Genomic DNA, 19732 nt, shown 5'->3' on the forward strand with positions numbered 1-19732 from the left:
ATGAGATGTGACAAAAATATAACTCATATAATTCAGCTTCAAGCCACGGGCACCGCGTCTGCGAGAGCATCCAAACGCGTCAGAACAAAGTAAGTTCTCTGTGCCGCTTGAAAAGGTTCAGTAAATAGCCATTCGTAACTTGGATTCCCTTTTTCTATAGACATCCAAACGGAGTGATCTTCCCCTGGCTTGTATATTGTCACGTGATCTTTTATTGCTACTCCGTCTCCATCACCGAAGGACAGAAGAGGGGGATGGTCCTTCATTAAGCCCAAGAATTCCTCCGAATCTCCTTTTTCAGAAAGAGGAGAAAGATAAGGGTTTCGAAACATTTTAAAATCAAACTCGTCTTTCTCTGAGTTGAGATCTTTCTTCCTGAACTCATCAAAAGAAATAGAAATGCCTTCCAACATATGTTTTCGCATTTCTATGGTACCAACAAAGACAGACCTTGGTGGCAGAGCTTTTATCAAAATTCTTGCCATGCCAAACACAGGAGCATTCATCATAAAGCGCCTCTCAGGATTACGGCGTCGCATGACCTGAGCGCCAAAAGAATGAAGATCCATGGAAATTTGTGGAGGCCTCTTTTGAAAAGTGCTCTCTACAGAGTAGGAAATTCCCATATGGGAGGTTAATAGAGCTTCTTTAGATGATGCAATGGTAACAAACATCTTGATGCTCTGAGCAAAAGGAAATCCCTTTCCATTGGAATAATTTTTCATATAGTCCGGGATATGTTGAGGCGCTTCATCACTGGTGATGTAAGCCACCCATACCTCATTATGATTTAGAGAAATTTTGTCTGACTTACTGTCCTCTAACACCAATTCAAAATGATGGATTCCTGCCAGCGGAGGGAGTGGCGGAAGAACTTGGCCTGCTTCGTTTTTTCTTGTGGTTTTACGAGAGTCCTTTTCTGCAAATTGGTGCTGTATTCTTGCATATTGACACCATAAATCAAGATTTCTTCTTGTTACGCGCTCCATGACGAGGAACAAACCAGGATGTTTTGCCATGGGTGCCCAATAGAGTTCGTTGTCTACTTTATGAATACCAGGATAAAGATCTGCTCCAGGATCAGGAATTATGCTGGCCTGTACAAACGAACAAAAGCTAAGGAAAATAAATAATTTTTTAAGCACGTCACGATTTCCTGTTAAAGATCTTCTTTATACAAAATTTTAATCACTGTTGAAAGTAGTATTTTTTGCTCTTCAAGAAGATTTTAAAGTAGATTTTCTGGGGTGGTTTTGTATACACTGGTACCATTTGAAATCGGAAGCTTCATGATTCTTATGATTCCACATTACGCTCTTGACCATCATCATCGCCCGCTTACCTTTGGGGAAAAAATTGTTCATGGATTGGCAGTCTTTTTACGCATCTTGGCAGATCTCTTTTTCCGTGAGCGTTATGGCCATCGCGCCGTATTTATTGAAACCATTGCTGCCATTCCCGGCATGGTTGGCGGAGCGCTCTTACATTTTAGATGCCTTCGGAAAATAAAAGAGGATGAGGGGTGGATTAGACGTCTTTTAGAGGAGGCAGAAAACGAGCGTATGCACCTAATGGCCTTTATTCATATTGCCAAACCCACCTGGCTTGAACGGGTGTTGATTTATATGGTGCAGTTTCTCTTTATAGGTTCTTATTTCCTTTTGTATGTCCTATCCTCTCGGCTCGCCCACCGATTTGTAGGATATCTCGAAGAAGAAGCAATTCATAGCTATTCCCAGTATCTCAAAAAAGTTTTGATTGGTGCCATCGAGAATAGTCCCGCCCCTACTTTTGGCATCCAGTACTGGAACTTAAAAAAGAACGCTCGATTAAGCGATCTTATCATCTCTATTCGTGAAGATGAGAGAACTCACCGGGATGTGAATCATTATTTTTCTGATATTTTAAAAAAACAGTAGGGTATGCTACGGTCTGTCGAATGGAGTGAATCATGAGTTTATCCAAACTATGGGGATGCCTAACAGCGCTTTTTCTTTTTTTATCTCCTAACCCATCATTTCCTCTGGTTCAGATAAGTGTTGTTGAACCAAATTTAGAGATAACTTCTGTTCTGTCTTCCAAAAAACTTTTTTCTGTGCCTGCTCGAAAAGGAACGGTGGGAACGCTCCTGTTCTACGAAAAGAATGGAAAACTGTACATGCTTCTTGGCCGTGAGGATAAGGCAGGTACTTCCTCAAAGGCAGGTCAATATTGTGACCTTGGTGGTCGTTTAGAATTGGATGGCACTTCTGTCTTTGACAATTTGAAACGAGAATTGATGGAAGAAAGTGCAGGAGCATTTTATTTAACGCGCCAACATCTTTTATCCACCATCGTATTATACAAAGAAACGACTTCCCATCGCGATGTATATTATGTTCTCCGCCTTTTGCCTAAAACTGAATTTTTAAGTCAAAGAGACCTATACCGCAAACGAGAAGAGGCAAGAATTCAGGGAAAACCTCCATCGTACTTGGAAAAAGATAAGTTTTTATGGATAGAAGTAGAAAGTCTCCTAAAGGCTTTTCAAAAAACCCGCCGTTATTGGGTAACTGTTCGCGATATTCAAGGACAGACCCATCATATTCGGTTGAGAGAGTTTTTTGCAAACGATTGCCTATCCCACCCTGACTTTCAAAAAAGCATAGAGAAATTAAGACCGTCTTTGAAACAGGCTTATCAGTAACTTCAAAGCAGGATTTGTATCAATTTCATCTTTTTGTTGTGCCACCATCTCCCGCGCTAAAAAATAAGCCTCCTGCAGTAAATGCCCCTGGGTTTCAAGCGAGGCGATTTTAAAATCAGGCACCCCACTTTGTTTCGTTCCTAAAAGATCTCCCACTCCCCGTAATCTTAAATCTTCCTCGGCAATTAGGAATCCATCATCTGTGGCCCGCATGATTGCTAACCGTTTTTTGCCAATGGCAGAGAGTTGTTTCCCATAAAGCAAGAGACAGGTGGACGATTGATTCCCTCGTCCTACCCGACCTCTGAGCTGATGCAGTTGTGCCAATCCAAACCTCTCCGCATGCTCAATGATCATGATGGTAGCTTCCGGAATGTGGATGCCGACTTCGATCACCGTGGTGGACACCAAAACGGAACTGGGTCCATTTTTGAAATCTTGGATCGCTTTTTCTTTTTCTTCCGCAGACATACGTCCATGAATCCATGACACTTTGTCTGCCCCCAACAACCCTTTTAAAATTTCCAGACGTGCTTTGGTATGGCCCAAGTCTAACGCCTCTGATTCTTCAATTAAGGGGCAGACCCAATAAATCTTTTGTCCTTCTGAGACCGCTCTCTTCAGAGCTTCATGCACGTCTCTAAGACGCTCTAAGGACAGAACCTTCGTCTGAATGGGCAGTCTATTTTTGGGCTTTTCCTTTAAAAGAGAAATATCCAAATCACCGTAAAGCGTCAAAGCCAAAGAGCGGGGGATGGGTGTGGCTGACATAACAAGGACATTCACCCCTTCTCCTTTGTTGATAAGGCGCTGACGCTGCGCAACCCCAAATCGATGCTGCTCATCAATCACCACAAACCCCAAGCGATGAAAAACCATTTCCTCCTCAAGAAGGGTATGGGTCCCAATGGCAATCTGAATGGCGCCCGTCTCTAGGTCATGACGCAAAGATTCTTTTTCTTTTTTGGGAGCTCTTCCTAAAAATAATCCCAAAGTAACCCCTGTGCCCTTTAAAAAAGAACGAAGCGTTTCATAATGCTGCTGCGCCAAAATTTCTGTGGGTACCAATAAAGCGCACTGCCCCCCTGATTCCACCACTTGGAGCATAGCCAACAAGGCAACGATTGTTTTCCCACTTCCCACATCTCCTTGTAAAAGACGCATCATGGCAGTGGAATTTTTTAATTCCGCAGAAAGAGTTTTTAACACCTCTTCTTGATCATGGGTCAGCTGGAAAGGCAACCCTTGGTATACTTTTGAGGCTAGTTTCTTTGTTCCCTCAAACACTTGCCCTGGTTTCTTGAGGTAGGTCTTGCGAAATAAGGAAAGGCTAATCTGATAAGCCAACAACTCATCAAATGCCAACCGTTCACGATGTGGCGCACTGGGCAGCACATCGCTCTCTTCGGTGGGATGATGGCCTCTGAGCATTGCGTCTTTCCAAGCAGGCCATTGATGCTTGGTCAAAACAGAATCAGGTAACCACTCCGGTAAATCCGGCAATCGGCTGAGGGCACCCTTTAGAATTTTCCGATAACTGTTTTGAGAGATACCCGCCGTTAAGCTATAAATGGGAAACATGCCTTCCCACTCTGATCGCGCTTTTTTATCCCCCATATAGTCCGGATGAATGATCTGAAGACCTGCCGCCGTCCGATCCAATACCCCACAAATCAACCGAGATTCTCCCACAGGAAGTGCCTGCTGAAGGTAGGGTTTCTGGGCATGAAAAAAGACAAGAGATAACATCTGATTGTTTTGGTCACATAGGACACGGTACGGCTGCTGCCGTCTTTGAGGCGTCATATGGGCGACCACCCTTACTTCACAAGAGACGAGCCCTTTAGAGGGAGCATGGGTAAGGGTCTCATAAAATACTCTTGTTTCTAAATGGGTAGGAAAGGACCATAAAAGATCTAGAATCCGAGGCGTGCCAAATTTTTGCAATCGACTGGCGGTTTTTACTCCCACAAAAGGAAGACCTTCTACGGAGGCAAATAAGGGAGATAAAATTAAAGGACGCATTTCTCTATTTGTAAAAGTGTTCTCACAGAATAACAAGCCCCAGAAATAAGAAACCCGCCGTTCGGCGGGTTTCTCGTTTAGAATCCTTCGCGTTCCATGCGCTTTCTCAGAAGCTTTCGAAAACGGCGGCCTGCCTCCGCTTTCTCCCGCACCCGGCGTTCTGAAGGCTTTTCAAAACTACGGCGCATTTTCATCTCACGGAAAACACCTTCGCGTTGAAGTTTCTTCTTCAGAACACGCATAGCTTGTTCTAAATTGTTTTCATGAACAATAACTCGCAAAAAAATCACTTCCTTTCTGGTTAGTGTGCTCTATATATAGCGATCTTTGATGAAAATTTCAAATAAAACGAAAGCCTGAAGAGAAATGAATATCCTCAGGCTTCTAAAACTTTATTAGAGATTATTTAGGTTTTGCAATAATGGCTTTCCTGGCCGGAAAGAAGGCACATGGCGCGAATCTACATGAATGGAACTTCCATCCCTCGGATCAATCCCGACGCGCTCTTTTCTCTTCTTCACAGAAAAGGCCCCAAAACCACGAAGTTCTACCCGTTTTCCTTTTTCAAGGGCATGGGAAATCTCTTCGAAAATTACCGCTACGATTTTCTCGATTTCCCGCGGAGAAGAATGTGGCATTCTTTCTGTTAGTCTCACTGCAAGTTCTGATCTAGTCATGCTATACTCCCTTTTCTGCTTGTTATGATTTTCTCATAATGATCTTGTTTTTTTTGTATGTCAACAAATTGGATTTTTTTATTGAATTATTTATTAAGTTCTTACTACATCTTAGAAACAGGCATAATACCTAAAAGATTCAATATTGTATTAAGCGTTTTTGACACTTGCTCACACAAGAATAATCGCGTTTCTTTTTTGGTCTTATCTTCCTCGTGCAAAATGGGGCAAGCTTGGTAAAAACGGCTGAAAGTTTGAGCCAACTCAAAAGCATAATCACAGAGAATATGAGGAGATAAGTTTTTATACGCCCGATCAATGACCTCTTCGGCTTGCAGGGTTTTTAACAAGGTGTCTCGCTCTTGAGATAAAAGAACCTCTCCTTTAAGGCTCGGCGTTTTAATATCTGATTTTTCCAAAATAGACATAACGCGCACCAACGCATAAAGAAGATAAGGGCCTGTTTTCCCTTCAAAACTCATAAATTTTTTTAAATCAAATTGGTAGTTCTGAACAGGATTATGCTGTAAATCTGCAAATTTAAGGGCGGCAATACCTATTTTTTCTGCAATTTCTTCCCGTTCATCTTCTGAAAAATTATCCTTCTCGCTCGTTTCAGACATTTTTCTGAGGGCTTCTTCTTTAAGACTGTCTATCAAATCTTCCAACCGCATCGTCCCCCCTAAACGGGTTTTGAAAGGTTTATTGTCAGCACCATTCATCGTACCGAACCCAATAAAATCTGTTTTGACAGTATATCCTAATTTTTTGGCAGCACGGAAAACCTGTTCGAAATGAAGGCTTTGCCGACCATCCACCACATAAATAATGTGATCGGCTTTAAATGTGTGGACGCGCTCATCCAAAGTTGCCAAGTCAGTGGTTGAGTACAAAAATCCCCCGTCTGATTTCTTTAAAATGAGGGGTGGCATTTCTTTTTTATCCTCTTCTTCCACCAGGGAGATAACCAGAGCACCTTGGCTTTCTTGGACAACCCCCTTCCTTTCAAAAGATTGTATTAACTCTGGGATTCTTTGTTGATACCGACTTTCTCCAAACCATTGGTCAAAGGAAACTCCTAATCGACCAAAGTTTTTCTTCATATCTTCCATAGAAATGGTCACAAAGTGCTGCCATAGCGCTCTGTATCCAGGACGGCCCTGTTGCAATTCGTAAGTCGCCTCTCGCGCCTCAGCTGCTAAAGACTCATTAGCCGCGCAAGCAGCCGAAATCTCAGGGTAAATTTCTTGAAGACCCTCTAAGGAGACCGGAGATTTTTCAGGATAAGGCCCCTGAAACGAAGAGTCAAAGTAGGGTAAGTCAGGGTGTTTATGCTTTAAGGCAATGATAAGCATTCCCATCTGCGTACCCCAATCCCCCAAATGAATGTCAGCAATAACGGGATGGCCTTTATAGCGATAAAGACGCTTCAAACACTCCCCAATAATACCGGACCTTAAATGCCCCACATGCAGAGGCTTGGCTACATTCGGACCTCCATAATCAAAAATTACCGTTTCCAAAGGAACCTTTGGAATCTTAGAAGATCTTTTAAGAGCGTTCCTTAAAAATTGATCTGATAACTTAAAATTTAAAAACCCAGGCCCTGCCACAAATATTTTGACATCCGGCAAGGCACCTGAGAGGTGTTTTTGAAGATCGATAGCGATTTCTTGAGGATTTTGACCAATCTTTTTCCCAATAGATAAGGCCGCGTTACACTGATAATCAGATAAATCAGGTCTGTCGGAAGCTTTCACAGTTGCTGCAGCTCGTTGGTCTTGAAACCCCAAAGCTTGAAAAGCGGAATAGACTTTTTGTGTTAATTGCGTTTCTATTGAAACCATTGCTTATCAATCATCAGCGGATAGACCAGAAATTCTCTATCTCTCATCCCCTAGATTATTAATCTGATTATCGAGAATAAAACTCGATAACCAAATTAGGCTCCATTTGAACGGGGTACGGAACATCTGCAAGGGTAGGAACTCGAAGGAACTTTCCTTTCATCCCCTTGGAGTCTGATTCGATATAAGTTGGAACTTCTCGTTCTCCCGCTTTAAGGGATTCAAGAACCATCGGAATCTCACGAGACTTTTCTTTAAGCTCAACCACATCCCCCTCTTGTACATGATAGGAAGGGATATTAATACGGCGACCATTTACACGAATATGGCCATGACTCACAAACTGACGAGCCGCAAACACCGTTGGGACAAACCCCAGACGATACACAACAGCATCCAAACGACGCTCTAGCAATCCAATTAAGTTCTCGCCTGTATCTCCTCGCGCAGAAGCTGCCTTTTCGAAAAGACGGCGGAACTGTTTTTCGCCAATGTTGCCATAATAGCCTTTTAATTTTTGCTTAGCAGTTAGCTGAACTCCATAATCCGTTGGCTTCTTTTTACGACCCATTTGACCGTGTTGACCTGGCCCATAGGTGCGCACATTAACAGGGCTTTTAGGTCTTCCCCACAAGTTCAACCCCAACCGACGGTTTATCTTATATTTTGTCTCTAAACGCTTACTCATTCTAATCTGTTCCTAAAAATCTAAATTAAAGAAATCCATACATCGTTCAATGCTGCTTCTTAAACGAACGGCTATGTCTAACCCAATTCTAGAAAAATGTCAAATATTTATTAGGGTTTCTGGTTAAGTTTTCTCACCATCTATCAGTTTTGAGGGTGGCCCTGAAGTGAACCCATTCCTCAATCTTTACACTTCATTTTTTTTGTCCTATACTCGTATCAAATAAGTATTTTAATAGAGGTAAAATTATGTATAAAGCTTTGTCTGCTCTTTCTCTTATCCTTCTGCTTGCGTCTTGTAAGTGTTTCAAAGAAGGATGCGACTCTTCTAGTATGAACGATAAAACTTATAATGACTGCCGGGATCGACTCAGCCAAAATGGTGTATTAACTGACAAGGATGGTCGCATATTGGTGTCCGACCGCACATTTTTTGCGTACGATCGTTATGACTTAACTGCAAGCGACAAAAAAACGCTAAAAGGACAGGCTGCATGGATGATGTCTCACCCAGATGCTAATATCACAATGACAGGACACTGTGACGAACGCGGCACAAGGGAATACAACATTGGGCTCGGCGAACGACGTGCAGCAGCAGCGCGGGACTATCTCGTTGCTCAAGGAGTAAGCCCTAATCGTATTACTGTTATTAGCAAAGGAAAAGATGATCCTATTGTTGCTGGATCATCCGAAGAAGCATGGGCTCAAAATCGTGTTGCCATTCTAGCTTCGAATTCTTAAATAATATTCTTAAATTGCGGCCGTGGGCTTAAAAACCTGCGGCTGTATGCTTTTTTCCTTCCCCCACAATAACCCCATCCTTCCTTAGAATAACTGAATAATTAGAAAAAAGAGTTTTTTTAAACTTTGTTAACCGTTCTATTGAGATTAGGTTCACAGTCAGGAGACACGGGTAAATGGCTTTTATATCTCAAAAAAACCAGGAAAGACGGCAAGCAAGCCTCAGCGGGACAGTGCCCGGTCTTCCTTCAAATAGGGGCTTTATGCCCTCTTTAACGAAAACTGAATTTACTCTTTTTCTAGAAATAAACAAAGGTGTTGAATGATTTAGGTCTATTTGATAGTTTGTTCTATATTTGTTCTATAATTAAAGAGGGAAGTACGGAGGAAAGATTATGAAAAAAAATACAGTTCCAGAGCCGCATCCTGTTGATGTTTTTATTGGCGCACGCATTCGTGAACGGCGGCAAAAATTGGAATGGATTTTAATAGACCTGGCACGAAAACTGAAGGTATCCCATCAACAAATACAAAAATACGAATTGGGAACCACGCGTGTTTCGGCTGGTATTCTTTTCGAGTTATCTGAAATTCTAGGCGTCTCTGTTAATTATTTTTATGATGGATATGAAGAACCTTCTGATTTACAAAAAGATGCCACGATCATGGCAACGCGCACCTCTCCTCTTCGAATTGCATTGGTAGAAGATGATCCCTCAGATGAAATGCTTATTAGAGAAGCCATCTCGGATTCTCACAAATCAGCCAGCATCCATATTTTCCACAATGGGGAACAAATTCTTAATTTTTTAAAAAATAAAACGGGTGCCAATAGGTTTCCAAGGCCAGATGTGATTTTCATGGACCTTAGTTTGCCCCGGTTAAATGGGCTATCTGTGTTGCGTACAATTAAAAGGGATCGATCCTTACAAGATATTCCTATTATTATTCTCTCAAGCAGCATTAACAAAAAAGATATGCTCGAATCCTACAAAAACTTTGCCAGCGGATATATTAAAAAATCTTTTGATTTTAAAGAATTTCGGGAACAAATCAGAGATTCGATCAACTATTGGTCAACTATTTGCTTACCCCACATGTAAAAAACTTGGATAGGAAAGAATGGCAAGAAACCCGAAATTTATGTTAAATTTTTCCAAAAATGGGGTACTTCAAATTTACCGTAATTGTTTTTTGCTCGGTAAAGACTTTTTTATCCTTTGGCATCTCTTCCGTATTAACCAAAGCAAACCCTTCCTTTTCTCCTTGGTATAAACTAACAACTCTACCGATCTCTGTCCCGCTGGGATGAAAAAGCAAATCTTTTCGAGAAAGAGGTTCGGGGGATAAAAAAGAGAGCAGTTTTTTTCGAACTGTTCCCACATGTTTAGTCCGTGCCGTTAATTCTTGTCCTAAAAAGCATCCCTTATCCCAACTGATGGCCATTAACTCATCCATCCAGTTTTCCAATGGAATGCTTTTTTCTGATTCTAAGTCCAAGGGGCCTTCAGGAATTCCTAGAGCTAATCGATGCGCCTCATAAGGTTGTTGATCGTGGGTGACTTTTATTAGTTCCTCTTGAGGCCCTACAAATACCATTCCCAACTCCTCTCTGCGGGGATCTTGAAAGACGATCCCCTTTTGTGGAACAACTGGTTTTTTTTGCAAGGCAACTGCAACGATCCAATCTGTACGAGAAGAGAGCTGCACATCGCTGCGGAGTTTATAAAAAAACAATTTTTTTTGGAGGCTCTCTAACCAGCCAATTCCCGGGGTTAAAAAAACAGAATCCCCCTTTAATACGACGAAAAAATCACAGAAAAACCGTCCTGTGTTTGTTAAAAAAAGACTATAAAGAGGTCTCTCAGGCGTGAGCTTCGTCACGTCTTGCGTGATAAGTCCTTGCAAGAAAGAAAGTTTGTCTGCCCCTTTTATTTCTAAAACGGAACGATAATCTAAAATGATCCACATTGACGATGCTCGGCGATTCTGTATGATGGCGTGATGCGTATTTTATTCATTACTTCAACTTATCTCGGAGACGCTATTCTCTCAACTGGTATTTTAGAAAGCCTCCAAAAAAAATATCCTCAAGCGAAATTTTATATTGCCTGTGGATCAGCTCCAGCCCCCTTGTTCGACGCTCTCCCAAATCGTGTGGAAACATATATCATCCGAAAAAAACCTCTTTCCCTTCATTGGGTATGCCTATGGATAAGATGTGTATTTAAAACCTGGCATTTGGTCGTCGATGTGCGTGGCACAGGACTTTCCTACGCTCTTTTTGCACGTCATCGTAAAATTTGGTATCCCCGCTCCACCCAAACCCTACGAGTTCACCAACTTGCAAAATGGTTTGGGCTTTCAAAAACCCCTCTCAATAAAATTTGGATGACCGCCAAAAACAAAAAAGAGGCGGAACACTTTTTACCAAAGGGGCCTACCTATATCGCTTTTTCTCCCACAGCAAATTGGGATAAAAAGTGCTGGCCGCTTGCCTCTTTTATTGAACTGGGCAAGCTTCTTTTAAAAGACAAAAAATTTCCTAACGCAAAAATTATTGTTTTAGGCACAGCTGATCAAAAACAACGGGTAGCGCTTTTGTTTCAAACGTTTCGAGAGACAGAAATTCTTGATTTAATGGGAAAACCCTCCTTGCCAACTCTCTCTGCGTGCCTTTCTCTCTGTAAGCTATTTGTTGGCAATGATTCAGGGCTGATGCATTTGGCTGCCGCCTCAGACACACCAACGGTTGGTCTTTTTGGTCCTAGCCCTTCTTGTATTTATGGGCCCTGGGGTAAAAATACAACTTTTATTTCTTTGCCTGAATCTCAGGAGGTCATTTTCCACCGCCTTAAAAAAGGAGAAAATGTCATGAACGACATCAAAGTTGGGGAAGTTCAGAAAGCCATCTCAACCGTAATGGGATAAATCTCTTTATCCTTCCCCCCTTAAGGGACGATTTAAAAGATCTTCAATCGCCTGATCGATCTTAACGTTTTTGTACAAGATTTGGTACACCATCGTACAAAGAGGCATGGGAAGATTTAGTTCTTGAATGATAGTTTGTAAAGCTTCTGCTGTATAAAATCCTTCCACTGTTATATGATTCAAACTTTCGATGTTAACAGAATCTTGTTGGGCCAAGTCAAATCCAAATTTAGAATTTCTAGATTGAGCTCCCATGCAAGTAAGCATGACATCTCCGACTCCGGATAAACCTAGAAATGTGGATTCTCTACCGCCCTTGACCGCCCCAAATAACCTCATTTCATGAATTCCTCGTGTAACCAAAGAAGCCACTGCATTTTCTCCCAACCCTCTGGCACGTGCAATGCCACAAGCGATGGCCAACACATTTTTCACAGCCCCCCCAATCTGCACCCCAATCACATCTGTATTTAAGTAGGGTCGAAAATTTTTATGCGCTAATGCTTGGCTAATTCTATGGCCAATTGACGGGTTAGTACATCCAATCGTGGTAGCAGCAGGTTTGTTCCTCATAATCTCTGAAGCAAAATTAGGACCAGATAAAATAGCAATGGGATTAACCAAAACTTCTTCTGCGACTTGTCCCATCAAATACCCAGTCGACTGTTCAATACCCTTTGAAGCAATGACGAGGGGAGTTTTGGAGGGAAAATTTGGCAAACTTTCTAAACAGGTGCGCAATAACTGGGCAGGAACCGCACACACAACAATATCTGCGGTCTCCAAAGAAGAATGAGCAGAATCAATCCGAATGTCTGAAGGAAAGGGGTTATCTGGGAAGGCGACGATGCTGCCTGTTTTTTGTACATGTTGCACTTCAGATGGCAAACCAATCATGGTCACAGAAGATCCTGCTCGATGGGCTGTCACACCTAAAGCAGATCCCCAAGCACCCAAACCTATTACTGAAACATTTAACATTTAACTTCTCTTTCTATTTTCGGCTGAGTATACTGAAAACATCGTTTTTTATGAATAAAAAAGTACAATAAAATGACTTTTCTGCTCTGGGTTTCTTCTTCGATAGCTGTTTTGCTATTTTTAACCTCCTCTTTTTTCGCTGCCGCTGAAACAGCTTTGACTGCTTTTTCCAGACCTCGCATTCATCGTTTAGCCAAACGAGGAAATGCAAAAGCCAAGCGCGTAGAAGCCCTATCAAAACAAATGAACAGCGCTGTGGGTTCCATCCTTATTGGAAAAAATGTTATGGATATTCTCGGAACTTCTCTTATTACCGCCGTATTTATGCAGCTATTTGATGACACAGGGGTTATCGTCTGCACCATTATTTTAACGTTTGTGGTAATTGTGTTTCTAGAAGTCCTCCCGAAAATGTATGCCATCACCTATCCAGAAACTTTATCTTTAGCGATTGCGTGGTTAATTCAAAAGTGTGTGGTCATTTTGAGCCCCCTGATGTATGTAGTTCAGATTATTTCGGAAAAAACGCTTTCTCTCATGGGAATGAGTATTTCTCGTACAGAATCTTGGCCTTCCGCCGTAGAAGAGTTGCGAAGTGCCATCGATCTCCATGGCAAAGAACGTCTTAAGAATGAAACACATATGCTCCATAGTGTTTTAGATTTGGCCTCCTTAACGGTGGAAGAAATCATGGTACACCGATCTGATGTGGAAATGATTGATATGGATCAACCCCTGCAACTCATTCATGATCAAATTTTAAAGAGCCCCTATACACGTCTTCCTGTTTGGAAGCATTCTCCTGAAAACATTCAGGGAATTTTAAATGTGAAAACTTTTCTCAATGAATATTTGAAAACCCAATCCAGAAAAAAAGAAGAATTTGATCTTAAAAACACCTTTATGAAACCTTGGTTCATCCCAGAAACAACGCCTCTTTTGCAGCAAATGCATACTTTTCGTTCTAAACGAATCCATTTAGCCATCGTGATTGATGAATATGGATCTTTTTCAGGCATTGTTACCCTCGAAGATATTTTAGAAGAAATTGTAGGAGAGATTGATGACGAACATGACATCAAGAATGTGAACATTCGCTCCACAAAAGATGGGGCCTATTTGATGGAAGGGATTGTGACTCTCCGCGACATCAACAAACAATTTGATCTGGAACTTCCAGATGAAGAAACCTCTACCCTAGGAGGTCTCCTGATCCATGAAAGCCGATCTATCCCTGAAGTAGGGCAACGATTTTATTTTTATGGGTTAACATTTACAGTCATTCGTCGAGAAGAAAATCAAATCACTCTTGTTCGCGTGGAAATTCCCGAAAAAAAATGAGAGCACTCTTGAATCTTGTCTTCCCTCCCCTCTGTCCAGTATGTCGGAAGATTGTACCTGAAAAAAACACAGTCTGTTCTTCTTGCTGGCAACAATTGAATTTTATTTCTACCCCCTTTTGTGCACAATGCAGCCTTCCATTTGGAACATCAGATCTTGAAGAAGACACCTCTTTTTTAAAGTGTGGCACTTGCCTTATGTCTCCTCCCTCTTTTTCGGCCACACGCTCTGTTTATGTTTACGATGATCTCTCAAAAAAAATGATCTTATCTCTTAAGCATGGAAGCGCTCTTCATCTCGCCCCTTTCTTGGCACAAGGTCTGTGGCAGGCGGGAAAAGAGCTGGTCAATGCCGCAGACCTGATTGTCCCTGTGCCATTACACTGGCGACGACTTTATAGCCGTGGTTTTAATCAGTCCGCCCTTTTAGCCCAGCATTTACACAAAATCTCTCATAAACCAGTCAGCCTTAATGTCTTAAAAAAGATCCGTCATACACCGTCTCAGGGAGGCCTCTCTCTGGAAGAAAGAATAAGCAATGTAGCTCACTGTTTTAAAGTCTCACACCCCCTCAAGATTAAAGATAAATCCATTGTTTTAGTAGACGATGTCATGACCACAGGGGCAACCTTGAATGCCTGCGCCAACACTCTTCTCAAAGCAGGAGCAAAAGAAGTAACCGTTCTCTGTGTGGCTCGCGTAAAAACAGGGGAATAGAAAAGACATCTCTTTTCGGATTTCCATTTTTTTGGTCAATTGAGTGTGATATAAAAAAGCATCTTTCCATAAGTATAAGGTATGCCCATGAGAAAAGTCGTTATTTATACCACTGACTATTGTCCTTATTGCGTCAAAGCAAAGCGCCTTTTAGATCTTAAAAAAGTTTCTTACGAAGAAATTGATGTGACACACAATCAAGCCTTACGAGATGAAATGATGAAAAAAGCCGAAGGGAGACGAACTGTTCCTCAAATTTTTATTGATGACCAACCCATCGGGGGTTGTGATGATTTACATGCTTTAGAAGCCTCAGGAAAGCTGGACTTTCTTTTAAAATAAAATCGCGATCTCTTTGCCCTATAGGGACTTACCTGACCTCTTCTTGACAAAAGAAAGAGGACTCCTTAGACTCCCTTCAGTAAGGTAGTACCATCATGTTTTTTATTGTTTCTGTTTTTTTGTTGATCTTTTTTGGATTGATTTTGATTTTTAGTAGTATTTTTATCGTTCAACAACAGAAAATAGCTGTGGTGGAACGTCTCGGTCGTTTTAAGAGGCTGGCTATGCCAGGTCTAAATCTTCGCGTTCCTTTCGTTGATCAGGTGGTTGCCCATGTGAACCTCCGCATCCAACAATTTGATGTACACATTGAAACCAAAACCCAGGACAATGTGTTTGTGAACATCATGGTTTCAGTGCAATACCATGTCATCCCCGATAAAGTTTTTGAAGCCTATTATCGCTTAGAAAACCCTATTCATCAGATCCAGGCTTTTATTTTTGACGTCGTTCGGGCAAAAGTACCAAACATTCCTTTGGATGATTTGTTTTCCAAAAAAGATGAAATTGCCATTGATGTGAAAAAAGAGTTGCACGAGACCATGGCTGGGCTTGGATACGATATTCTCAAAACGTTAGTTACCGACATTCAACCAGACCAAAATGTTAAAAATGCCATGAATGAGATCAATACGGCTCAACGTCTGCGCGAAGCTGCCCAAGAAAAAGCTGAAGCTGAAAAAATCATGCGCGTAAAGCAAGCCGAGGGAGAAGCTGAAGCTAGTATTCTGCATGGTAAAGGCGTTGCTGGTCAGCGACAAGCTATCATCGAAGGGCTCGGTCAGTCTGTTGAAGACTTACAAAAAACATCCCCCAAATTAAAAAGTGCAGAAATTATGGAAATGGTTTTGGTTATTCAATATCTGGACATGTTGCGTGAGGTGGGAGGGTCTTCTAAGACCAATACTATTTTTATGAACCATAGCCCCAAAAGTGTTCAAGATATTGGGCATCAGTTGCGAGAAACCATTTTTGCCGCTAAAAACTTAGATTAATTAAGAGCTGTTTCTTAAATCTTCCAGCGATTATGGAACCATAACCATTGGTCGGGCTTTTCTTTAATCCATTCCTCAAAGATTTGATTAATCTTTAAGGAAGTTTTAAGGGAATCTTTTTCTACTTTTAAAGGAAAATGATACGTGATGCGGAAATGGATGGTTTTAAGGCGTTCCACTTGAACAGGGATTATGAGAGCATTGAATTTTTCTGCTAGCCGTGCCGGCCCTGTGGGTGTATAAGCCTCCTGCCCAAAGAACGAGAGCTTCTCACCTTCAGAAAGGCGCTGATCCAATAAAATTCCTAAGTTTCCTTTTGCTTGAAAAACACGCAATAAATCTTTTGACCCTTCACTTCCTTTTAAAATAATGGAGACCAAAGGATCATGGCGCACCCACTCAAAAAACTTTCGTGTGAGCCAATTATTAGGAGGGCGTGACAACAGGCTGATGCTGAGATGCTTCACCGTTAAAACCACATGAGGAACTTCCCAATTAGCCATGTGAGCTGAGAAAAAAACAACGGGGACATCTTTTTTTTGACTCTCATTAATGCCACAACGATCCACAATTTCAACAAAAGACCGTGCAATTGTTTTTAAATGAGGAAATTCTCCCATGACACGACCGAGATTTTCCCACGCTCCTTGTAGAAGAGCCTCGCGTTCCTCTGTCGATTTCCTGGGAAAAGCTTGAGCGATATTTCTTTGACCAATTTTATGAACCGGCAACCAGGGTCCAACCAAGCACGCCAAAGTCCCACCTATGGCTGAAGACAATCGAACCGGCAAGATTTTAAAAATGCCATAACTAAGGAGAACCGGCAAAAATTCAAAAGGGTCCCACAAAAATTTTCGCATCCATTTCATCATTTAGGAATCTTCTGTGTTATTAATTTTTCCATCTTTGCCCACTCTTTCCATTTTAAGGTTAGGGGCACAGGAAGTATATCTTTCTGATCTTGTTTACTAAGACGAACCCAATCTTTCTCCGTTGTCACTAAATCAACGTGGTGAGAAAGGGCCATTTTTTTGAGAGATTTTAAATCAGAGCCTCTGTACCGGTAGTGATCGGGGAAAGATTTTCTCTCTACAATTTCTATGCCGGCCTCTTCTAAAGACGTGAAAAATTTATCAGGATTTCCGATACCACAAAAAGCCATCACCTTTCGAAAAGGAAGGGAATCTTTCTTAATAATGATGTTTGCTTCAGTCACAATGCCTTCGTAAGCGACCAAATCTTTTTTTAAGGCATGCGAAGGAGAACGAACGATCACCACACCCTCTGCTCGAGATAACCCAAAATGTAAGGGCTCACGAAGAGGTCCCAAAGGAAAGACTTCTTTATTCCCAAATCCTTGAACCCCATCCACAACGACTAAACTCACATCTTTATATAGAAAAGGATTTTGATGTCCATCATCCATAATGATGATATCAATTCCTTTTCTAACCATTTCTCTTGCCCCCAAAACTCGATCTCGCGCCACCCAGGTAGGCGCCACACGTGCCAATAAAAGGGGTTCATCTCCCACTTCTTTAGCTGTATGGTGTGTATTCACCCGAAGAGGTCCCCTTGATTTTCCTTTATATCCTCGTGTTAAAAACCCGACTTTCTTTCCTTTTTTCAGAAAATAAGTTGCCAGAAAAAGAGAGACAGGGGTTTTCCCTGTTCCCCCCAAGGTTAAGTTGCCCACACAAATCACCGGAACAGGAACTTTCGTGGGTACGATGTTTTTTAATCGGTGCTGAATCACCCATCCATAGATCATACTTACCCAGGCCCATGGCCTCCAGTAAAAAGGAAGGGGGTTCTCCCAAAATTGAGGGGGCCTAATCATGTAAGTATTTTTTTATTTCGATTAAAATAGGTTGGAGAATATTTACATTTTTTAAAATCTCCGCCGCATTCCGAGCTTGTTTTCTTGTGCCTTCTCGATCCTTTAGAAGATCAAATATTGTCTTTTCCAATTGTTTAGGTGTTTTCACTTGGATCGCAGCTTTGTTTGTCAGTAACAAATCAGCCATCCCTTTATTATTTTCCATATAAGGACCAAACACAGGAAGGACTCCCAATCGGGCAGGCTCTAAAACATTGTGCCCCCCAATACCAGGCAATAAGGAACCTCCCATAAAAACAAAGTTTGAAAGACTGTAAAAAACGCCAAGTTCTCCCAATGTATCAACAACAAAGACATCAACTGAGTCTGTTATTTTTTTTCCCTCCGATCTCTTTATATAAGAATATCCATAATCATGAACGAGATCTTCAACCGATGTCCATCGATGGGGATGTCTTGGAATTAAAATAAGAAGCAAATTCTGGCTGATTGTTTCTTGTAGTTTTTTATGAACGTCTAAAACAATTTTTTCTTCCCCTTCATGCGTATTGGAGGCAATCCACAAAGGCCTCTTTCGAATCTCCTTTTGTAGCTCGTGGACTTTGTCTAAAGAAATCCTTAGCTTTTCTCCTTCGTATTTTAAATTTCCTACCATTTTTAGATGAGAAATTCCTAAGCTTTTAAATCTTTTAAAATCATCAAAACTTTGCGGAAAAATAACAGAAAAAGCTTTTAATACTTGCACAATCAAGGGCGTCAAGATCGACCATCTTCGGGCACTCCTGAGAGAAAGCCGTCCATTCAAGAGAAAGAGCGGGAAAGAGCGGGAAGCCTTGATGATCAGATTAGGCCAAAAATCAGATTCTGTCCAAAAACAAGCATCAGGTTTCCAATGGGACAGAAACCGATTTACAAACAGAGGGTGATCTAGGGGCACATACTGATGAATACATTTTTTAGAAAGTCTTTTTTCTAAGAGATCTGCGGAGGCGCGTGTCCCACTGGTGATTAAAAAGGAATAGGTAGGATGGTGTTTTTCAAAATAATTCAACACTGGAAAAAAACTGAGACACTCTCCGATACTGGCGCCATGAAACCAGTAGACTTTTCCCTTCGGACGCCTTTTTAAGGATTGCCCATATCGCTCCCCCACTCGGCAGGGATCTTCTTTTCCCTTTGAAAGCCGATAAGCCATCCATCCTTTCAAAAAAGGAAAACTTAAAAAGGCAAGAGAGAGATAAAAAAAGTAAAACATTTAACGATTCACTTGTGCATCTGCTTTTTGGTTTAAATTATCAAGGGCCATTTTTAATTTTTTTCTGACGTCGACAATTTGATCTTTTGTTTTTGGATACGCAATGGGCTCGCCCCACATAACGATCCCCCGAGAAAAAGGAGAGGGTAAAAAGAAATGATCCCATGTTTGTAATACTTTATGATGTTTCACAGAATAGGTTACCGGAATTAAATCTGCTTTAGAAAAATAAGCTGCCATTACCGCGCCTTCACTGACTTGAAATCGAGGACCCCTCGGCCCATCTGGTGTAATGCCCACTGTTTTCCCTTGTTTGCTTAATCGGACCATTTCTCTCAAAGCTCCCATTCCCCCTCTTTGGGTGGATCCAGCGATTGTTTCAATACCAAAATGTTTCACTGTTTTACTAATAATTCGGCCATCTTTGTGCGCAGAAATCAACATAAAAAAAGTGTTTTTCTTCCCTGGCCAAGCATAGGGTAAAAGAAGAAGTCGAGAATGCCAAAAACAAGTAATGAATGGTTTTTGGTTCTGAAGATAGGCCAGGGGAATGTCGAATCTAAATCGTGCCCAGCAGCTTGTCCAAAACACGAAGCGCATATAAAGGGATGCTAGAAAAGCGATCATGTCTTGGGCTAAATTTGATTTTAAACCACGCTTTATCA

21 protein-coding genes are annotated in these 19732 nt (G+C 41.5%); 9 read left to right on the forward strand and 12 right to left on the reverse strand.

Annotation, left to right across the window (positions count from 1 at the left end; genetic code table 11):
• Positions 1-38: 38 nt before the first annotated feature.
• Positions 39-1145: a hypothetical protein gene (locus A2621_00495; GenBank protein ID OFW89402.1), complete on the reverse strand. Its 1107-nt coding sequence runs from the start codon at positions 1143-1145 to the stop codon at positions 39-41.
• A gap of 153 nt (positions 1146-1298) precedes the next feature.
• Between A2621_00495 and A2621_00500 the strand changes: the two genes are divergently transcribed.
• Together A2621_00500 and A2621_00505 are read left to right on the forward strand one after the other, a co-directional pair.
• Positions 1299-1919, forward strand: a complete 621-nt coding sequence (locus A2621_00500; protein OFW90092.1) for an oxidase — start codon at positions 1299-1301, stop codon at positions 1917-1919.
• A gap of 32 nt (positions 1920-1951) precedes the next feature.
• Positions 1952-2686, forward strand: a complete 735-nt coding sequence (locus A2621_00505) for a hypothetical protein (GenBank protein OFW89403.1) — start codon at positions 1952-1954, stop codon at positions 2684-2686.
• Here A2621_00505 and A2621_00510 read toward each other — a convergent pair.
• From A2621_00510 to A2621_00530, 5 genes are all read right to left on the reverse strand, one after another.
• On the reverse strand, positions 2654-4711 hold the full coding sequence (locus A2621_00510; protein ID OFW89404.1) for an ATP-dependent DNA helicase RecG: 2058 nt from the start codon (positions 4709-4711) through the stop codon (positions 2654-2656). The two genes, A2621_00505 and A2621_00510, sit on opposite strands and share 33 nt — an antisense overlap.
• 77 nt (positions 4712-4788) lie before the next feature.
• Positions 4789-4992, reverse strand: coding sequence for a 30S ribosomal protein S21 (locus A2621_00515; GenBank protein ID OFW90093.1), 204 nt, complete (start codon positions 4990-4992; stop codon positions 4789-4791).
• Positions 4993-5106: 114 nt separating this feature from the next.
• The gene (locus A2621_00520; protein OFW89405.1) at positions 5107-5388 is read right to left on the reverse strand and encodes an integration host factor subunit beta; all 282 of its coding nucleotides are present in this window, start codon (positions 5386-5388) and stop codon (positions 5107-5109) included.
• Positions 5389-5492: 104 nt separating this feature from the next.
• Positions 5493-7235: an arginine--tRNA ligase gene (locus A2621_00525; GenBank protein ID OFW89406.1), complete on the reverse strand. Its 1743-nt coding sequence runs from the start codon at positions 7233-7235 to the stop codon at positions 5493-5495.
• A gap of 67 nt (positions 7236-7302) precedes the next feature.
• Positions 7303-7923, reverse strand: a complete 621-nt coding sequence (locus A2621_00530) for a 30S ribosomal protein S4 (protein OFW89407.1) — start codon at positions 7921-7923, stop codon at positions 7303-7305.
• 248 nt (positions 7924-8171) lie between these two features.
• Here A2621_00530 and A2621_00535 point away from each other — a divergent pair, with 248 nt between their 5' ends.
• The gene (locus A2621_00535) at positions 8172-8666 is read left to right on the forward strand and encodes a hypothetical protein (GenBank protein OFW89408.1); all 495 of its coding nucleotides are present in this window, start codon (positions 8172-8174) and stop codon (positions 8664-8666) included.
• Between the two features lie 665 nt (positions 8667-9331).
• On the forward strand, positions 9332-9769 hold the full coding sequence (locus tag A2621_00540; protein ID OFW90094.1) for a hypothetical protein: 438 nt from the start codon (positions 9332-9334) through the stop codon (positions 9767-9769).
• 43 nt (positions 9770-9812) lie between these two features.
• Here A2621_00540 and A2621_00545 read toward each other — a convergent pair whose 3' ends face one another.
• Positions 9813-10637: a hypothetical protein gene (locus A2621_00545; protein OFW89409.1), complete on the reverse strand. Its 825-nt coding sequence runs from the start codon at positions 10635-10637 to the stop codon at positions 9813-9815.
• A gap of 33 nt (positions 10638-10670) precedes the next feature.
• On the opposite strand from A2621_00545, the gene A2621_00550 reads away from it, so the two are divergent.
• Positions 10671-11597, forward strand: a complete 927-nt coding sequence (locus A2621_00550) for a hypothetical protein (GenBank protein OFW89410.1) — start codon at positions 10671-10673, stop codon at positions 11595-11597.
• A gap of 6 nt (positions 11598-11603) precedes the next feature.
• On the opposite strand, the gene A2621_00555 is transcribed toward A2621_00550, so the two are convergent.
• Positions 11604-12578 (reverse strand): hypothetical protein, encoded by a 975-nt coding sequence (locus tag A2621_00555; GenBank protein OFW89411.1) that lies wholly within the window; start codon positions 12576-12578, stop codon positions 11604-11606.
• A 72-nt stretch (positions 12579-12650) separates the two neighbouring features.
• Here A2621_00555 and A2621_00560 point away from each other — a divergent pair, with 72 nt between their 5' ends.
• From A2621_00560 to A2621_00575, 4 genes are all read left to right on the forward strand, one after another.
• Entirely contained in the window at positions 12651-13919 is a 1269-nt protein-coding gene (locus tag A2621_00560) for a hypothetical protein (GenBank protein OFW89412.1), read from the forward strand.
• Complete coding sequence (locus tag A2621_00565; protein ID OFW89413.1) at positions 13916-14635, forward strand: hypothetical protein; 720 nt, start codon at positions 13916-13918, stop codon at positions 14633-14635. The genes A2621_00560 and A2621_00565 overlap by 4 nt, the downstream gene beginning before the upstream one ends.
• 87 nt (positions 14636-14722) lie before the next feature.
• Entirely contained in the window at positions 14723-14977 is a 255-nt protein-coding gene (locus tag A2621_00570; GenBank protein OFW90095.1) for a glutaredoxin 3, read from the forward strand.
• Positions 14978-15072: 95 nt separating this feature from the next.
• Positions 15073-15972, forward strand: a complete 900-nt coding sequence (locus A2621_00575) for a protease (GenBank protein OFW89414.1) — start codon at positions 15073-15075, stop codon at positions 15970-15972.
• A 14-nt stretch (positions 15973-15986) separates the two neighbouring features.
• On the opposite strand, the gene A2621_00580 is transcribed toward A2621_00575, so the two are convergent.
• The 4 genes from A2621_00580 to A2621_00595 are packed head-to-tail and all read right to left on the reverse strand — an operon-like array spanning position 15987 to position 19694.
• Entirely contained in the window at positions 15987-16844 is an 858-nt protein-coding gene (locus A2621_00580) for a hypothetical protein (protein ID OFW89415.1), read from the reverse strand.
• Complete coding sequence (locus tag A2621_00585) at positions 16841-17812, reverse strand: tetraacyldisaccharide 4'-kinase (GenBank protein ID OFW89416.1); 972 nt, start codon at positions 17810-17812, stop codon at positions 16841-16843. Before A2621_00585 ends, A2621_00580 begins: the two co-directional genes overlap by 4 nt.
• Positions 17805-19067 (reverse strand): hypothetical protein, encoded by a 1263-nt coding sequence (locus A2621_00590; GenBank protein OFW89417.1) that lies wholly within the window; start codon positions 19065-19067, stop codon positions 17805-17807. The genes A2621_00585 and A2621_00590 overlap by 8 nt, the downstream gene beginning before the upstream one ends.
• Positions 19068-19694, reverse strand: a complete 627-nt coding sequence (locus tag A2621_00595) for a hypothetical protein (protein OFW90096.1) — start codon at positions 19692-19694, stop codon at positions 19068-19070.
• Positions 19695-19732 lie beyond the last annotated feature (38 nt).

The organism is Alphaproteobacteria bacterium RIFCSPHIGHO2_01_FULL_41_14, from assembly GCA_001767855.1.
Lineage (GTDB): Bacteria > Pseudomonadota > Alphaproteobacteria > UBA7879 > UBA5542 > 2-01-FULL-41-14.

What these genes read in the sequence shown, in the direction of transcription:
- A2621_00565 (OFW89413.1), top strand. Translation starts at nt 13,916, where the DNA reads ATGAGAGCACTCTTGAATCTTGTCTTCCCTCCCCTCTGTCCAGTATGT.
- A2621_00580 (OFW89415.1), bottom strand. Translation starts at nt 16,844, where the DNA reads ATGATGAAATGGATGCGAAAATTTTTGTGGGACCCTTTTGAATTTTTG.
- A2621_00595 (OFW90096.1), bottom strand. Translation starts at nt 19,694, where the DNA reads ATGATCGCTTTTCTAGCATCCCTTTATATGCGCTTCGTGTTTTGGACA.
- A2621_00550 (OFW89410.1), top strand. Translation starts at nt 10,671, where the DNA reads ATGCGTATTTTATTCATTACTTCAACTTATCTCGGAGACGCTATTCTC.
- A2621_00525 (OFW89406.1), bottom strand. Translation starts at nt 7,235, where the DNA reads ATGGTTTCAATAGAAACGCAATTAACACAAAAAGTCTATTCCGCTTTT.
- A2621_00500 (OFW90092.1), top strand. Translation starts at nt 1,299, where the DNA reads ATGATTCCACATTACGCTCTTGACCATCATCATCGCCCGCTTACCTTT.
- A2621_00555 (OFW89411.1), bottom strand. Translation starts at nt 12,578, where the DNA reads ATGTTAAATGTTTCAGTAATAGGTTTGGGTGCTTGGGGATCTGCTTTA.
- A2621_00590 (OFW89417.1), bottom strand. Translation starts at nt 19,067, where the DNA reads ATGTTTTACTTTTTTTATCTCTCTCTTGCCTTTTTAAGTTTTCCTTTT.
- A2621_00570 (OFW90095.1), top strand. Translation starts at nt 14,723, where the DNA reads ATGAGAAAAGTCGTTATTTATACCACTGACTATTGTCCTTATTGCGTC.
- A2621_00535 (OFW89408.1), top strand. Translation starts at nt 8,172, where the DNA reads ATGTATAAAGCTTTGTCTGCTCTTTCTCTTATCCTTCTGCTTGCGTCT.
- A2621_00505 (OFW89403.1), top strand. Translation starts at nt 1,952, where the DNA reads ATGAGTTTATCCAAACTATGGGGATGCCTAACAGCGCTTTTTCTTTTT.
- A2621_00530 (OFW89407.1), bottom strand. Translation starts at nt 7,923, where the DNA reads ATGAGTAAGCGTTTAGAGACAAAATATAAGATAAACCGTCGGTTGGGG.
- A2621_00545 (OFW89409.1), bottom strand. Translation starts at nt 10,637, where the DNA reads ATGTGGATCATTTTAGATTATCGTTCCGTTTTAGAAATAAAAGGGGCA.
- A2621_00575 (OFW89414.1), top strand. Translation starts at nt 15,073, where the DNA reads ATGTTTTTTATTGTTTCTGTTTTTTTGTTGATCTTTTTTGGATTGATT.
- A2621_00520 (OFW89405.1), bottom strand. Translation starts at nt 5,388, where the DNA reads ATGACTAGATCAGAACTTGCAGTGAGACTAACAGAAAGAATGCCACAT.
- A2621_00510 (OFW89404.1), bottom strand. Translation starts at nt 4,711, where the DNA reads ATGCGTCCTTTAATTTTATCTCCCTTATTTGCCTCCGTAGAAGGTCTT.
- A2621_00585 (OFW89416.1), bottom strand. Translation starts at nt 17,812, where the DNA reads ATGATTAGGCCCCCTCAATTTTGGGAGAACCCCCTTCCTTTTTACTGG.
- A2621_00540 (OFW90094.1), top strand. Translation starts at nt 9,332, where the DNA reads ATGGCAACGCGCACCTCTCCTCTTCGAATTGCATTGGTAGAAGATGAT.
- A2621_00560 (OFW89412.1), top strand. Translation starts at nt 12,651, where the DNA reads ATGACTTTTCTGCTCTGGGTTTCTTCTTCGATAGCTGTTTTGCTATTT.